General features: G+C 56.7%; 11 protein-coding genes and 1 CRISPR repeat array. Of the genes, 9 read left to right on the forward strand and 2 right to left on the reverse strand.

Annotated features, from left to right (window positions below; all coding sequences use genetic code 11):
* Positions 1–2 precede the first annotated feature (2 nt).
* From AC6BYQ_RS19960 to AC6BYQ_RS19980, 5 genes are all read left to right on the forward strand, one after another.
* Positions 3–959, forward strand: a complete 957-nt coding sequence (locus tag AC6BYQ_RS19960; protein WP_498057413.1) for an HlyD family secretion protein — start codon at positions 3–5, stop codon at positions 957–959.
* On the forward strand, positions 941–2,095 hold the full coding sequence (locus AC6BYQ_RS19965; protein ID WP_498057414.1) for an ABC transporter permease: 1,155 nt from the start codon (positions 941–943) through the stop codon (positions 2,093–2,095). The genes AC6BYQ_RS19960 and AC6BYQ_RS19965 overlap by 19 nt, the downstream gene beginning before the upstream one ends.
* Positions 2,092–3,231 carry an ABC transporter permease gene (locus AC6BYQ_RS19970; RefSeq protein WP_154747202.1) on the forward strand — a complete coding sequence of 380 codons (1,140 nt, stop codon included), beginning with the start codon at positions 2,092–2,094 and terminating at the stop codon, positions 3,229–3,231. The genes AC6BYQ_RS19965 and AC6BYQ_RS19970 overlap by 4 nt, the downstream gene beginning before the upstream one ends.
* A gap of 143 nt (positions 3,232–3,374) precedes the next feature.
* Complete coding sequence (locus AC6BYQ_RS19975) at positions 3,375–3,758, forward strand: hypothetical protein (RefSeq protein ID WP_154747201.1); 384 nt, start codon at positions 3,375–3,377, stop codon at positions 3,756–3,758.
* A 39-nt stretch (positions 3,759–3,797) separates the two neighbouring features.
* The gene (locus AC6BYQ_RS19980; protein WP_154747200.1) at positions 3,798–4,028 is read left to right on the forward strand and encodes a hypothetical protein; all 231 of its coding nucleotides are present in this window, start codon (positions 3,798–3,800) and stop codon (positions 4,026–4,028) included.
* Between the two features lie 37 nt (positions 4,029–4,065).
* Here AC6BYQ_RS19980 and AC6BYQ_RS19985 read toward each other — a convergent pair whose 3' ends face one another.
* Both AC6BYQ_RS19985 and ubiU read right to left on the reverse strand, forming a co-directional pair.
* Positions 4,066–4,944, reverse strand: coding sequence for a U32 family peptidase (locus AC6BYQ_RS19985; RefSeq protein WP_498057415.1), 879 nt, complete (start codon positions 4,942–4,944; stop codon positions 4,066–4,068).
* 11 nt (positions 4,945–4,955) lie between these two features.
* Positions 4,956–5,951 carry a ubiquinone anaerobic biosynthesis protein UbiU gene (ubiU, locus tag AC6BYQ_RS19990; RefSeq protein WP_063918030.1) on the reverse strand — a complete coding sequence of 332 codons (996 nt, stop codon included), beginning with the start codon at positions 5,949–5,951 and terminating at the stop codon, positions 4,956–4,958.
* Between the two features lie 258 nt (positions 5,952–6,209).
* Between ubiU and ubiT the strand changes: the two genes are divergently transcribed.
* The 4 genes from ubiT to cas3f all read left to right on the forward strand — a co-directional run bounded on the left by ubiT (position 6,210) and on the right by cas3f (position 14,379).
* On the forward strand, positions 6,210–6,731 hold the full coding sequence (gene ubiT, locus AC6BYQ_RS19995) for a ubiquinone anaerobic biosynthesis accessory factor UbiT (protein WP_498057416.1): 522 nt from the start codon (positions 6,210–6,212) through the stop codon (positions 6,729–6,731).
* Positions 6,725–7,228 carry a GNAT family N-acetyltransferase gene (locus AC6BYQ_RS20000; protein ID WP_440528648.1) on the forward strand — a complete coding sequence of 168 codons (504 nt, stop codon included), beginning with the start codon at positions 6,725–6,727 and terminating at the stop codon, positions 7,226–7,228. Before ubiT ends, AC6BYQ_RS20000 begins: the two co-directional genes overlap by 7 nt.
* A 334-nt stretch (positions 7,229–7,562) precedes the next feature.
* Positions 7,563–9,870: direct repeats of the CRISPR family, unit length 28 nt; unit sequence GTGCACTGCCGTACAGGCAGCTTAGAAA.
* Between the two features lie 259 nt (positions 9,871–10,129).
* Complete coding sequence (cas1f, locus tag AC6BYQ_RS20005; RefSeq protein ID WP_498057417.1) at positions 10,130–11,110, forward strand: type I-F CRISPR-associated endonuclease Cas1f; 981 nt, start codon at positions 10,130–10,132, stop codon at positions 11,108–11,110.
* The gene (cas3f, locus tag AC6BYQ_RS20010) at positions 11,107–14,379 is read left to right on the forward strand and encodes a type I-F CRISPR-associated helicase Cas3f (protein WP_498057418.1); all 3,273 of its coding nucleotides are present in this window, start codon (positions 11,107–11,109) and stop codon (positions 14,377–14,379) included. Before cas1f ends, cas3f begins: the two co-directional genes overlap by 4 nt.
* The last annotated feature ends 27 nt before the right edge of the window (positions 14,380–14,406 follow it).

The following is a 14,406-nucleotide window of genomic DNA, read 5'->3' on the forward strand; positions in this document are numbered from 1 at the left end:
CGTTGTTTACCCTATTGCTGATGATGGTGGCGATCGCATTGGCGATCCTGTTCCGCGCGCACAACCAGGATTTGTTGCTGCAGGGTGAAGTGGATGCGCCTGAAGTGATCGTCGCTTCCAAAGCGAAAGGCCGGGTGGTTGAACGCCTGATTGAGCGCGGCGACGACGTGAAAAGCGGTCAGTTGATCATCCAGCTCGACAGCCCTGAACTGATAGCGCAACTGCGTTCCGCACAGGCGACGCGCGACGAAGCCAAGGCGCAGCTCGATCAGTCGCTGAACGGCACCCGTGAAGAGAGTATCCGCAACCTGCGCGCCAACCTGGCGCAGGCCGAAGCGCAGTACCGCAATGCGCAAAATGACTACAACCGCAACCTGAGCGTGGCCGGCAAAGGCTATATCTCGAAGTCCGAGCTGGACGCTTCGCGCCGCGCGCGCGACACCGCCTTCCAACAGGTACAGGCGGCCAAAGCCAATCTGGATGAGGGCATCAACGGCGATCGCGTCGAGCTGCGGCAACAATATGCGGCGGCGCTGCGGGCGGCGGAAGAGAACCTGCTGCAGATCCAGGCGCAGACCGACGACCTGCAGGTAAAAGCGCCGGTGGACGGTGAAGTGGGGCCGATCCCGGCCGAAGTGGGTGAACTGCTGAATGCCGGCAGCCCGCTGGTGACGCTGATCCGAGTGCCGGACGCTTACTTCGTGTTTAACCTGCGCGAAGACATCCTGGCCCACGTGCGCAAAGGCGACAAGGTCAAGCTGCGGGTGCCGGCGCTGAAGGACAAAATGATCGACACCGAGGTGCGTTACATCGCACCGCTGGGGGATTACGCCACTAAACGCGCCACCCGCGCCACCGGCGACTTCGACCTGAAAACCTTCGAAGTGCGCCTGTATCCGTCACAGCCGGTGGACGGCCTGCGTCCGGGGATGAGCACCTTATGGCAATGGAAAGAGTAAGGGCCGGCTGGCGCTGCTTCAGTCACGCGTTCGACAAAGAGTGCCGCGTCGCCTTTCGCAGCCCGGTGGTGCACTGGCTGAGCTGGATCTTTCCGCTGATCCTGTTTGTGCTGATCAGCAGCAACTTCTCCGAAGGCACGCTGCTCGATCTGCCGGTCTCGGTGGTGGATAGCGATCACAGCCCGCTGTCCAAATCGCTGACGCGCCGGCTGGATGCGGGTTCGCACGCCCACGTCGAGGCTTACGGCGGCGGATTGCCGGAGTCGCTGAACCGCCTGCGCAGCGCGCAGGATTACGCGTTGCTGTACATCCCGCCGGACTTTGAGGCCAACGCGCTGTCGGGCAAGCAGCCGAGCGTGGTGATGTACTACAACGCGCTGTTCTACGGCGCTGGGCTGTACTCCACCCAGGACTTCGGCGGCCTGATGAACGAAATCAACGCCAGCACCCGCAGCATCATCGCCACCGAGATGGGTAAATCGCTGCCGCCGCTGGCGGACGTGACGCTCTCCTACGGCAGCCTGTTCAACGCCAGCGGCAGCTATATCTACTACCAACAGTTTGCCGCCACTATTCACCTGCTGCAGCTGTTCGTGGTGACCTGCATGATCTACGTGCTGGCGCGCAGCAAATCGCTGCTGCAGGCCAAGCCGTTCAGCCTGGCGCTGCTTGGCAAGCTGGCGCCCTACACGCTGTGTTTCACCACCCTGCTGATGGTGGAGATCGCGGCGCTGGTGGGCATCTTTGACGCCCGCGTCAGCGGCAATCCGCTGTTTATGCTTATGATCGGCCTGTTCTACGTGATGGCGGCGCAGAGCATCGGCCTGCTGCTGTACACCTTTACCGGCAGCACCATCACCGCGTACAGCCTGATCGGTATTTTGGTCAGTATCGCAATGACTTTCTCCGGCATGGCGGTGCCTGAGCTGTCGATGCCGCTGCCGGCGCGCATCATTTCCAACATCGAACCGTTGACCCACGCGCTGTACGCGATGTTCGACGTGTTCCTGCGCCAGGTGCACGCTAGCGCCATCTTCAGCGTGTGCGCGCTGCTGGCGGTCTATCCGCTGGTGGCCGCGCTGCTGGTGCGCAGCCGCCTGCCGGCGCGGCTGGCAAAAGAGGGGAACGCCGGATGAAGCTCTATTGGCAAACCTTCGTTAAGGTGCTGCTCGGCATGCTGGAGCGGCCGGTGTGGCTGATGCTGATCCTGTCGCTGTGTATCATGAGCCTGGTGTACGCCAACCGCACGGTGTGGGATCTGCCGGTGGGGGTGATCGATCAGGATCACAGCACCGCCAGCCGCCAGCTGATCCGCCAACTGGACGCCACCTCCAAGATCGCCATTGAAACTTACGACAGCCTGGAGCAGGCGCAGCGCGATCTCGGCTGGCGCAAGCTGTTTGCGGTGCTCATCATGCCGGTGGATCTGGAGAAGAAAATTCTCAGCGGGCAGAACATCGTGGTGCCGATGTACGGTGACGCCACCAACCGCCTGGCTAACGGCCAGATCCAACAGGACGTGGTGGCGGCCTACCAGCAGTTGTTGACGGAGTACAACAACGGGCTGCTGCTGCGCAGTGGCTTCAGCGAACGGCAGGCGCAGATATTGCTGACGCCGATACTGGGACAAACGCTGGACGTGTTTAACCCCGGCATCAGCTTTGCGGCGATCATCTTCCCCGGCCTGCTGGTGATGCTGTTGCAGCACTCGCTGCTGATCGCCTGTATCCGCGTCAATATCGCCATGAAGAGCATGCCCGGTGGCAAGGCGCCGCTGGCGGCGCACCTCGGCGGGCTGACGGCGCTGCTGCCGATCTGGCTGTTCCTGTCGATCGTGCTGTTCGTGCTGTGGCCGTGGGTCTTGGGCTATCGGCAGACGGCGAACATCGCCGAACTGCTGCTGCTGACCTTCCCGTTCCTGCTGGCGGTATTGGGGCTGGGCAAGCTGGTAACCGAGTGCCTGCGCAGCGTCGAGATGATCTACCTGACGCTGGCGTTCATCACCACGCCGATCTTCTATCTGTCCGGCACCATCTGGCCGCTGCAGTCGATGCCGGCCTGGGTGCGCGCCATTTCGTACAGCATTCCCTCCACCTGGGGCACCAAGGCGATCGCCGGCGTCAACCAGATGGGGCTGTCGCTGAATGAAGTGTGGGGCGACGTGGTGATGATGTTGATACTCGGCGTGGTCTATACCCTGCTGGGCTTCGGCGTGGGTTTCTTGCGCAACAGCGTGGCGCTGCGCGGGATGTTCAGGAAGCGGCGAGTGTAGGGGATAAATAAAGGCGCCATTTTCGGTGCCTTTATTATTTCATATTATCTATGTATTTAATTTGTTTTGTTTTGTTTAGTTGGTTGCTGGTTTTTTTTTGATTTTTTATCTTTCCTTTGGTAATTATAATTGCCGATAGATTTATGGAATTAATGGTCGGCGTTAATTTTATCTGTAACGTGTTATTTAAAGGATGGAATAATATGTCAACAATAAGAACGCTTACATTTGACGAGATGAAACTGATTGGCGGTTGTGGCGATGGGCATAACGGCGGCGATCGTGACAGCCCAAGCAGAGGTGCACCAAACTCTTGTGCCAATCAGGTTGGAATGGGCATTATCATTGGCGCATTTACCGGTTTTTCCGGCGGCCCGCCAGGGATGATAGGCATGGCAGTTGCCGGCGGCTTGATGGGGGCAGTTTCTTGCGCAGATAACAGCCCAGCAAGAAGCAATAAGAATAACGATGGTGCTTTGGGAGGCAATAAAAATGCCAATAGTGTTAATGGGCAGTGTCGCCGGTGATGTGAGTGTCGTTTCTGGGGCATCAAAATAGAGGTTAGAATGATGGCCAATAAACGTCTGGTCAACCTGCTTTGCAATATGGTGGCCTTAACATTGAGCATATTGCTTATTTCGTTCTCCTCACTGCATATTATTTCATACGGAGAACATTTGGCAGATGCGGCCATTGCGGTTTTCACATATTTTGGTATCAGAAGCTGCTGTCTGATGGGGGTAAGCTTATTCCAGTGGTTCCACGGTGGGAATAATCGCATTCCTCTTGATAAATAAACCATGCCGGCAGCGTCTGCTGCCGGCATTGTCTTTGCTAAGATACCAACTCCAGCCCTGCCACCCGGCGCCAGTAGCCGTTGCAGTCGGCGCGGTCGGCCAAGGCCAGCGGCTGTTCGCCGCGTTCATTGGCGCGGAAGGCGTCGATTTGCGCCAGCGTCTCGGCGCCCTGCGGCGATAGCCGCACGATGTCCACCAACCCTTGCATGCTCGGCAGCTCGTTGCCGAGGTTGTAGCAGTAGCCGCTCATGGTCTGGATGCCATTGAGCACGAACACCTGCTGTTGCTCTTGGGAGCGCATCATGCGGCCCTGCGGATATTTGATGCAGCAGGTTTCGCACTCGTCCTTGCCGCGGTTCTCCGAGCGGGCGGTGAAGCAGCGCGCCGAATAGGCCAGCGGCAGGTGGCCGTAGCTCAGCACCTCCACCTCGAAATCGTGGCGGAAGCCCAGCTCGTCGCACTGCGTCAGCAGGTTGGCCAGCCAGTCGCGCGACAGCTCGACCGGCATGCACCAGCGCACCATGCCCTGGCGGCGCAGCAGGCGCAGGGTATAGGCGTTGTAGCAGTTCAGCGCATGGCCGGCGACGAACGGCAAACCGCGTTCCGCCGCCATGTTCACCGCGCCCAGATCGTTGGCTTCAAGCAGGAACTCGCCGTTCTCCACATAGCGTTTCAGCTCATTCAGCTCGGACGGCGCCTGCAGCAGCGCCAGCGTGGAGATCACCACCTGCTTGCCGCTGCGGGCGATTTCGCGCGCCAGCGCCAGCCAATCGCCGACCTTCATCTCGCGCCGTTTGGTGCAGACGCTCTCGCCGAGGTAAATGATGTCGGCGCTGCTCTCCGCCGCCTGTTGATAGAACGCCGCGATGTCGGTTTTCGGCCAGTAGTAGAGTACCGGCCCCAGTGCGTATTTCATGTTTCCTCCGGCTACTGCCATTTGCGGTGATAGGCGCCCAGCGTGGTCTGGGTGCCTTCGGACATCGCGCCCAGCGTCTCCATCCAGGCGGCGTCAGCGCGGTAGGCGGCAGGATTGGCCTGGCAACGATCGATCGCCTGGCGCCAGACGCGTGCCACCTGGCTGACGTAAGCCGGGCTGCGCTGGCGGCCTTCGATCTTCACCGAGGCGATGTTGGCGGCCAGCAGCTCCGGCAGCAGCTCCAGCGTATTGAGGCTGGTGGGCTCTTCCAACGCGTGGTAGCGCACGTCGTCCACCAGATAGCGGCCCTTGCACAGCGTCGGGTAACCGGCGTTTTCATGATCCTGGTAGCGATCGATCAGCACGTCGTTCAGGCGCGACTCCATGCCCTGAGGGGTTTGCTGCCAGCGCACGAAACGCGCCGGCGAGCAGGCGCCGACGGTGTTCGGCGACTCGCCGGTCAGGTAGGAAGAGAGATAGCAGCGTCCTTCGGCCATGATGCACAGGCTGCCGAAGGCGAACACTTCCAGCGGCACCGGGCTGGTACGTGCCAGCTGTTTCACCTGATGCATCGACAGCACGCGCGGCAGCACCACCCGGCCCACCTCGAAGTTGCGCTGGTAAAAACGGATCGCTTCCTCGTTGGTGGCGGAAGCCTGCACTGAAACGTGGCGCTCCAGTAGCGGGTAGCGCTGAGCGGCGTATTCCAGCATCGCCAGATCCGCCAGAATCAGCGCGTCGGCGCCCAGTTGGGCCGCCATATCCACCGCGCGCTGCCAGCGGGCATAGCCGTCGGGATGGGCGAAGGTGTTGATGGCGATATGCAGTTTGCGGCCGTGGCGATGCACGTAATCAACCGCTTCCTGCAGCTTTTTCTCGGTGAAGTTGAGGCCGGCGAAGTGGCGCGCGTTGGTATCGTCTTTCAGACCGATGTAAACGGCGTCGGCGCCGTTATCCACCGCGGCCTTCAGGGCCGGCAGGTTGCCGGCGGGACAAAGCAGCTCCATAGATTTATCCTGGCTTAGCCGTACGCCCGGCCGGGCGCACGCTGTCTTTAAAGGTTGCCGACGGCGGTGTTCCGCCGGCAAACGCGATTTGGGGAGGCCATTTTAGGCAAAGGGGCACACACAGGTTTTGATTTGGGGCAGCTTATGGCGTATTGATAAACATGGCGGTGAAATGCACTGTTTGTTGATATAGACCGCTGAAGCCGCGCGCCAGTGTGGCAAAATAGCGGTAGTCCGTATTGAAAGGAGTGGATGACCGTGTTGGAACAACTACGAGCACGCCTTGTGCGCCAGGGGCCGTCGCTGATGCGCGTCCCGCTGAAATTCACGCCGTTCGCTCTGCAGCGCCAACTGCTGCAGCAGGTGCTGAGCTGGCAGTTCCGCCAGGCGTTGGCGGATGGCGATCTGGAATTTCTCGAATCGCGCTGGTTGAAGATCGAAGTTCGCGATCTGGCGCTACACTGGTTTATGACGGTAGAAAACGACAAACTGGTAGTCAGCCAGCACGCCGAAGCGGACGTCAGCTTCAGCGGCGACGCCAACGATCTGATCCTGATCGCGGCGCGCAAGCAAGATCCGGATACGCTGTTCTTTCAGCGTCGGCTGCAGATTGAAGGGGATACCGAATTGGGCCTGTATGTGAAAAATTTGATGGACGCCATCGAGCTGGAAAGCATGCCTGCGCCGCTGCGCATGGGGTTGCTGCAGTTGGCTGATTTTGTCGAAGCAGGGCTGCAGGAGGGCACGGCGTCGGCTTCCCGTGTGGCGGTATCATGCTGATCCGCGTAGAGATCCCGGTAGACGCGGCGGGCATCGACGCCTTGCTGCGCCGCGCCTTTGGCCGCGACGACGAAGCCGATCTGGTGCAGCAGCTGCGCGAAGACGGCCTGCTGACGCTGGGCGTGGTCGCCACTGACGACGAAGGCGGAGTAGTGGGTTACGCCGCGTTCAGCCCGGTGGATGTGGCCGGCGAAGATCGCCAATGGGTGGCGCTGGCGCCGCTGGCGGTGGACGAAAGCCTGCGCCGCCAGGGGCTGGCTGAAAAGCTGGTGTACGAAGGCTTGGATTCGCTGAACGAATTCAGCTACGCCGCGGTGGTGGTGCTGGGCGATCCGGCCTACTACGGCCGCTTCGGCTTTAAACCGGCTGCCTCCTATGGCTTGAACTGCCGCTGGCCGGGCACGGAAAACGCGTTCCAGGTGTATCCGCTGGCGGAAGACGCCCTGAAGGGCGTCAGCGGCGAAGTGGCTTTTTCGGCGCCGTTTAATCGCTTTTAACGATCGGCAACAAATACTCAAGCGACAGCGGCGGGTGATTCACCAGCCGCTCTTTTTGTATTTTGCTCAGCTGTTTGAGTTGGCAGTTCAGCTCTTCTGTGGTGTCTATGTGTCTGAGTGAAGCGGATGGTGACACCAAACAGGGAACTCAATAATCGCCCCTAAAAATGCTGCAATGCATTTTTACTCAGTTCTTGGTTGCCGAACCCTTTTTTGAGTGATTTGCATAATTTATTGATTTTATGTGATGTTTTTAGACGCTTTGAAAAAGGGTTTTTTAAAAGATATACCGATTTTCTTCCAACAATCAGATGATTAGCGCTAAGATTCAACGGTGCACTGCCGTACAGGCAGCTTAGAAATGGAGAAAATAAATGGCCGATATCACGCCTAAGTGCACTGCCGTACAGGCAGCTTAGAAAGACAGCAAACACACCATCACAGATCACACCGGGTGCACTGCCGTACAGGCAGCTTAGAAAAATACGGCACATTCAACGCCCTGCGTCCGTTCGTGCACTGCCGTACAGGCAGCTTAGAAAAAACAAAGCAGGCAAGAAGCCATGCGATCAAGGTGCACTGCCGTACAGGCAGCTTAGAAAACTGGTGCTCCACCGTCGCGTTGTTGGCCAGCGTGCACTGCCGTACAGGCAGCTTAGAAAATTCCATTAGCTGCTCAGGCGTCATACCTTGCGTGCACTGCCGTACAGGCAGCTTAGAAAGACGGGGGTGATCAAAATGTCGCTGACAGACTGTGCACTGCCGTACAGGCAGCTTAGAAATTCATGGTCACCAGCTCACAAGGTCTGGCACTGTGCACTGCCGTACAGGCAGCTTAGAAAGTAAAACGGAGGGGTCGTCTGACTACCGAATAGTGCACTGCCGTACAGGCAGCTTAGAAAAGCTGCGGAAACACTTTCGCGAAAACACGAAGGTGCACTGCCGTACAGGCAGCTTAGAAAATAACTGACGCTTAACGGGTCAGTCTTCCACCGTGCACTGCCGTACAGGCAGCTTAGAAATTGACGCTATATGTCGCGCTAGGGACAAATCCGTGCACTGCCGTACAGGCAGCTTAGAAAGGCTCCCCGGCCTCAAAGGCGCGGGTGGCAGAGTGCACTGCCGTACAGGCAGCTTAGAAAGATGCGGATTCGGCGCAGGCGAAGCAGATCAGGTGCACTGCCGTACAGGCAGCTTAGAAAGGAGGGGTTCAGATGTATGCCGGATGGCGCTAGTGCACTGCCGTACAGGCAGCTTAGAAAAGTGGAAGAGTCGGCATCGTCGTCTCCTTTGCGTGCACTGCCGTACAGGCAGCTTAGAAAGTCGACTTTGTCGTTCAGGGCCAGCGCACGCAGTGCACTGCCGTACAGGCAGCTTAGAAAAGCTATTAACGCAATACGGAATGAAGCATTGCGTGCACTGCCGTACAGGCAGCTTAGAAAAAACCGGGGCTGGTTATACCGTCGATAAATATGTGCACTGCCGTACAGGCAGCTTAGAAAAGCAGCAGCGGATCGGGATCTTTGCTGTTTCGGTGCACTGCCGTACAGGCAGCTTAGAAAAAGCAGCGCGCGACTCTTTCAGAACGGTGTGCATGCACTGCCGTACAGGCAGCTTAGAAATTGCGATCGACGCAGAGCTCTGGCAGATTGGCGTGCACTGCCGTACAGGCAGCTTAGAAATTGGAGCATAACCCTTCGATGGTAAGGAGATAGTGCACTGCCGTACAGGCAGCTTAGAAAGATCGCACCACCATAGAGTCGGCCCCACTTAAGTGCACTGCCGTACAGGCAGCTTAGAAACACTGGCCGAGTGCATGAAGCAGGCGGCTAAAGGTGCACTGCCGTACAGGCAGCTTAGAAAACGATCGACTCGGTGGCGAAAACCGGCACGTTGTGCACTGCCGTACAGGCAGCTTAGAAAACTCGAACGGCACGCGGAAGTCATTCAAGTGCGTGCACTGCCGTACAGGCAGCTTAGAAATCGCTACCAGCTTCGATAGCCTCAGAAACAAGGTGCACTGCCGTACAGGCAGCTTAGAAATGATCGCAGGCGACGAAGTGGCCGTTTTTAAAGTGCACTGCCGTACAGGCAGCTTAGAAAATGCGCCGCTTAGGCCGCAGTATCCGGCGCTCGTGCACTGCCGTACAGACAGCTTAGAAATCAACTTCAACTAGCCAGCGACCATCAACCAGGTGCACTGCCGTATAGGCAGCTTAGAAAGTAGGGAGAGGGGTACTACTATCCCTGGCGTCGTTCACTGCCGTACAGGCAGCTTAGAAATGTCAGCGTCGGAAGCCCGTTTCATCGCCACCGTTCACTGCCGTATAGGCAGCTTAGAAAAGTGCGCTCATGTAGCCGGGGCGTCGTCCGCGTTCACTGCCGTATAGGCAGCTTAGAAATATGGCCGGGGGTATGCAGACGGCGGTCTTGTGTTCACTGCCGTACAGGCAGCTTAGAAATCGAACGCCGGCGGGTCGATGTCCTGCGCATTGTTCACTGCCGTTCAGGCAGCTTAGAAACGATGACCAGCAACGAAAGCAGCTGCGCCATGGTGCACTGCCGTACAGGCAGCTTAGAAAGTCTCGCATGATTCGGGTCTAGTAACCGTCTAGTGCACTGCCGTACAGGCAGCTTAGAGAGTAAGGTGATATGGAGGTGGTGTCGGGGCTGTGTGCATTCCGTACAGGAAAAGTATAGGAAAAAGTAATACCTACTGAGCATATTTCGGGAACGATCAATAAATGGATGATTTTATTTTTCTGATTGATGGATATTGACTCGGTTGCAACGGATTTCCCTAGAAAAACGTGGTAGAACGTTGGTGCCGTTGTCATTGATATGTATTGCTTGCTATTTATTTAAATTGTAATTATTTCGTTATGGATGAGAAATATAACAATGACAAATACCCTTTCTCCCTCAGAGCTAAAAACAATTCTGCACTCGAAACGAGCCAATTTGTATTACCTACAATATTGCCGAGTTTTAGTGAATGGCGGCCGCGTCGAATATGTCACGGATGAAGGAAAACAGTCCCTGTACTGGAATATACCTATCGCTAACACCACAGCCATCATGTTGGGAACCGGAACCTCAGTTACACAGGCTGCAATGCGTGAGTTTGCTCGCGCAGGTGTGTTGGTCGGATTTTGCGGTGGCGGCGGCACGCCTTTATTTTCCGCCAACGAAGTGGAAGTCGCTGTCTCATGGCTGACACCGCAGAGCGAGTATCGTCCTACGGAATACCTTCAGAACTGGGTTAGCTTTTGGTTCGACGAGGAGAAAAGGCTTGAGGCTGCCCGAATTTTTCAACAGGTGCGTATAGAACAAATTAAACGGCATTGGTTGGGTGCCCGAATGCAACGCGAAGATGGATTTGTCTTGAATGAAGAGCGGTTATTGGCGTTGGTTGAACGCTATCAATCAAAGCTTAGCGAAAGTGCAACGCACAATGAATTGATGTTGCAGGAAGCGGTAATGACCAAAGCGCTATATAAGTTAGCGGCGGAAGCAGTCAGCTATGGCGATTTCATTCGAGCCAAGCGTGGCGGCGGCAGCGATCTGGCTAACCGTTTTCTCGACCACGGTAATTACCTGGCCTATGGTCTGGCGGCGACAGCAGCCTGGGTAACCGGCTTGCCTCACGGTTTGGCTGTCTTGCATGGTAAAACGCGGCGTGGCGGGTTGGTGTTTGACGTGGCGGATCTGATAAAAGATGCACTTATACTGCCCCAGGCATTTATCGCGGCGATGGCGGGGGAAGAGGAGCAAGAATTTAGGCAACGTTGCCTGAATGGCTTTCAGCGGGCAGATGCATTGGATTTGATGATCGATACCCTGCAGGCAACTGCCTCACGCTTGGGTGCAGGCACCCCATGAATATTTTACTGATTTCGCAATGCAATAAGTTCGCGCTCACGCAAACGCGTAAAATTCTCGATCAGTTCGCAGAACGGAAAGGCGATCGCACCTGGCAAACGGCCATCACCCTGCAGGGGTTGGATACGTTGCGGCGTGCATTACGCAAGACGGCGCGCCGAAATACGGCGGTTGCCTGCCACTGGATTAGAGGGACGAACCAAACGGAGCTGTTGTGGGTGGTAGGCAATTCGCGCAGGTTTAATGTCCAGGGAACAGTTCCGACTAACAGTACTGCTCGAGACGTTTTGAGAAGCCAGGATGAGAACCATTGGCACAGCGCTGAAGCGATTGCCTTGATGGCGGGAATTGCCGGGTTGTTTCATGACTTTGGTAAAGCAAACGCTTTGTTTCAGGCTGGGCTGATACAAGCAGGAGCGAAACGGTTTCAGCCGTATCGCCACGAATGGGTTTCTCTGCGCCTGTTCCAGGCCTTTGTTGGTCAGCGGCAAGATAAGCAGTGGTTGGCCGCGTTAGCTGAAATCACCGCAGAGGATGAACCGGCTCTATTACAGCGCTTGTATCGCGATAGGCAAGGGGTGTCTGAAAGCCCGTTCAAAACCTTACCGCCGTTGGCACAGGCGATTGGCTGGTTGATCGTAGCTCATCATCGATTACCTGTATATCCTCGGCCAGATGATGCCGAACGCTACCGTGATATCCCAGACTTTGCCTGCAGCGACAGTTGGTTGGAAAATCAGCTTAACGCATGCTGGAACTCGACGAATCAGGATCACAGTGACTGGGAACCGGAGGATTTCACTCAGGTATGGCAGTTCCCGCAAGGCACACCGCTGCAAAGTGCCTTATGGTGCGCGAAAGCGCAAAAGCTGGCCCAGCGCGCACAGCAACTTGGTTCGTTGGCTCAATTCGGTAATTTGGATCAACAGTTTGCCGTTCATTTGGCGCGTTTGACGCTGATGTTGGCAGACCACGTCTATTCCGCTGGGCCAGCGATAACCGATTGGCAGGCGCCTGGGTATGCGGTATGGGCGAATACCGATCGCCAGACCGGCCAGCGTAAACAGCAACTGGACGAGCATAATATTGGCGTAGGGCAAAGGGCGTTACTATTGGGGCGTTTACTGCCGCATGTACGCAAAACGCTGCCCGCCATCACTCGCCACAAAGGCTTCAAACGCCGCTCTGCGCACGAAAGATATCGCTGGCAGGACAAGGCCTACGATGTCGCGGCCGCACTGCGGCAGCGTTCGGTTAAACAAGGCTTTTTCGGTGTGAATATGGCGTCGACCGGCTGTGGCAAAACATTTGCAAACGCCCGAATCATGTATGCATTGGCGGATGAACAGGAGGGATGTCGTTTCAGTATTGCGCTTGGCCTGCGTACGTTGACGTTGCAAACCGGTGACGCTTTACGCGACAGGCTGCATTTACAAGACGACGATCTCGCCGTGATGATCGGTTCCACGGCTGTTCAGCAACTGCATAAGACCCCTGCTTCAGATGTCGGTAGCGTTTCTGCAGAGGCTCTATTTGCCGAACATCAGTATGTTCGTTACGACGGTTCGCTGGATGATGGCCGCCTGAGCCGATGGTTGGCTCAGGATAGCCGCCTGCATAAGTTGATCAGTGCACCGGTCTTGGTCAGCACTATCGATTACCTCATTCCGGCGACGGAGGGCGTTCGCGGCGGGAGGCAAATTGCCCCGATGTTGCGCTTGCTCACTGCCGATCTGGTGCTGGATGAGCCAGATGACTTCGATATCGCTGACTTGCCGGCGCTCTGCCGTTTGGTTAACTGGGCAGGAATGCTAGGTACCCGCGTGCTGCTTTCGTCCGCGACACTCCCCCCTGCGCTGGTGCAGGCGCTGTTTAACGCTTATTGCACCGGCAGACGTGAGTATCAACGTTCCTGCTCTGAGCCGGGTGCATCGCTGAACGTTTGCTGCGCCTGGTTCGATGAGCATGGCGCTGTCAGTGCCGAGATAGATAAAGCGTCGATGTTTTTGGATGAGCACACCCGTTTTGTCACGCAGCGTATTGGCAAGCTGGAACAGCTTACGCCTTTGCGTCAGGCGGCAATGTTGCCCGTCGTGGTTGCGGGTCGGCAAAAAGAGGTGGTGTTGGAGGCTGTTGCGGCCTGTTTGCACTCAGCCATTATCCAACTGCATCAGCATCACTGCCAGCAGCATACGAGCGGTAAGAGAGTCTCCATCGGTCTGATTCGCATGGCGAATATCGATCCGTTAGTGGCGGTAGCACAATGCTTGATGCAACTCGCTCCACCGGCCGGTTACCGCATTCATTATTGCGTTTACCACAGCCAGCATCCTTTGGCGATGCGTTCGCATATCGAACGGCGGCTGGATGCCACGCTGACGCGCCACCAACCGGAAACCTTATGGGGAGTAGAGGAGATCAAGCGGGCTGTCGCGTGTGATGATGAATTGAACCATCTTTTTGTCGTACTGGCTTCACCGGTCGCGGAGGTTGGGCGTGACTGGGATCTGGATTGGGCAATCGCCGAACCCAGCTCCATGCGCTCGCTTATCCAATTGGCGGGGCGTATTCAGCGACACCGACAGCAGACGCCGGTAACGCCTAATTTGTTAATTCTCAATAAAAACATTAAAGCGCTGCGCGAGCGAAATAGCGAAGGTCTGGCGTATTGTCGGCCGGGGTTCGAATCCCGACACTTCCGGTTAGCCAGCCACGATCTGCAGGCGTTGTTGTTCCCTCAGCAGTACCAATTCCCCAGCGCTATCCCACGAATTCGCGAACGGCAAGGTGCCGGTAAGGGGCCCCTGTTCGAGAATTTGGTCGATTTGGAGCATCGCCGGTTGTGGGAAACGCTACTCGGTACGCAGAAAACCACAGAAAGCGCCGCTCTGTGGTGGCGTTATCCCCTGAGCTGGAACGCTGAAATGCAACGGCGCTACCCATTCCGTCAGTCTGCCCAAGAAGCACAGTATTACCTGTCTCTGGAGGAAGGCGAAGAAAGCATGGTGTTTGTGAATCGCGACGCTGGCTCCAGCGGCAGCAAACAGAGCGGTGATTTTGACTACCCGGGCCTGGCATTAGCAGATGGTAACAGCCTTTGGATGGATAACGATTATCCGCAGCTTTACCGCCGCCTGGCGGATACGCTGGGGATGGAGTTTGCAGAAGTCAGCGAGAGGTTTGGCGAAATCAACTTACGCGAGCTGGACGAGGACGATACCGATACGTGGCGCTTCCATCCGGCGCTTGGAGTGTTCCGCGTATTTTGAATCATAGATTTGATAATTAAGGAGCTC

The organism is Serratia sp. LTN-2 (assembly GCF_059740205.1).

Excerpts from the sequence above, each read along its gene's own strand:
- AC6BYQ_RS19965 (WP_498057414.1), top strand. The coding sequence starts at position 941 with ATGGCAATGGAAAGAGTAAGGGCCGGCTGGCGCTGCTTCAGTCACGCG.
- AC6BYQ_RS19970 (WP_154747202.1), top strand. The coding sequence starts at position 2,092 with ATGAAGCTCTATTGGCAAACCTTCGTTAAGGTGCTGCTCGGCATGCTG.
- AC6BYQ_RS19975 (WP_154747201.1), top strand. The coding sequence starts at position 3,375 with ATGGAATTAATGGTCGGCGTTAATTTTATCTGTAACGTGTTATTTAAA.
- AC6BYQ_RS19980 (WP_154747200.1), top strand. The coding sequence starts at position 3,798 with ATGATGGCCAATAAACGTCTGGTCAACCTGCTTTGCAATATGGTGGCC.
- AC6BYQ_RS19985 (WP_498057415.1), bottom strand. The coding sequence starts at position 4,944 with ATGAAATACGCACTGGGGCCGGTACTCTACTACTGGCCGAAAACCGAC.
- ubiU (WP_063918030.1), bottom strand. The coding sequence starts at position 5,951 with ATGGAGCTGCTTTGTCCCGCCGGCAACCTGCCGGCCCTGAAGGCCGCG.
- AC6BYQ_RS20000 (WP_440528648.1), top strand. The coding sequence starts at position 6,725 with ATGCTGATCCGCGTAGAGATCCCGGTAGACGCGGCGGGCATCGACGCC.
- cas1f (WP_498057417.1), top strand. The coding sequence starts at position 10,130 with ATGACAAATACCCTTTCTCCCTCAGAGCTAAAAACAATTCTGCACTCG.
- cas3f (WP_498057418.1), top strand. The coding sequence starts at position 11,107 with ATGAATATTTTACTGATTTCGCAATGCAATAAGTTCGCGCTCACGCAA.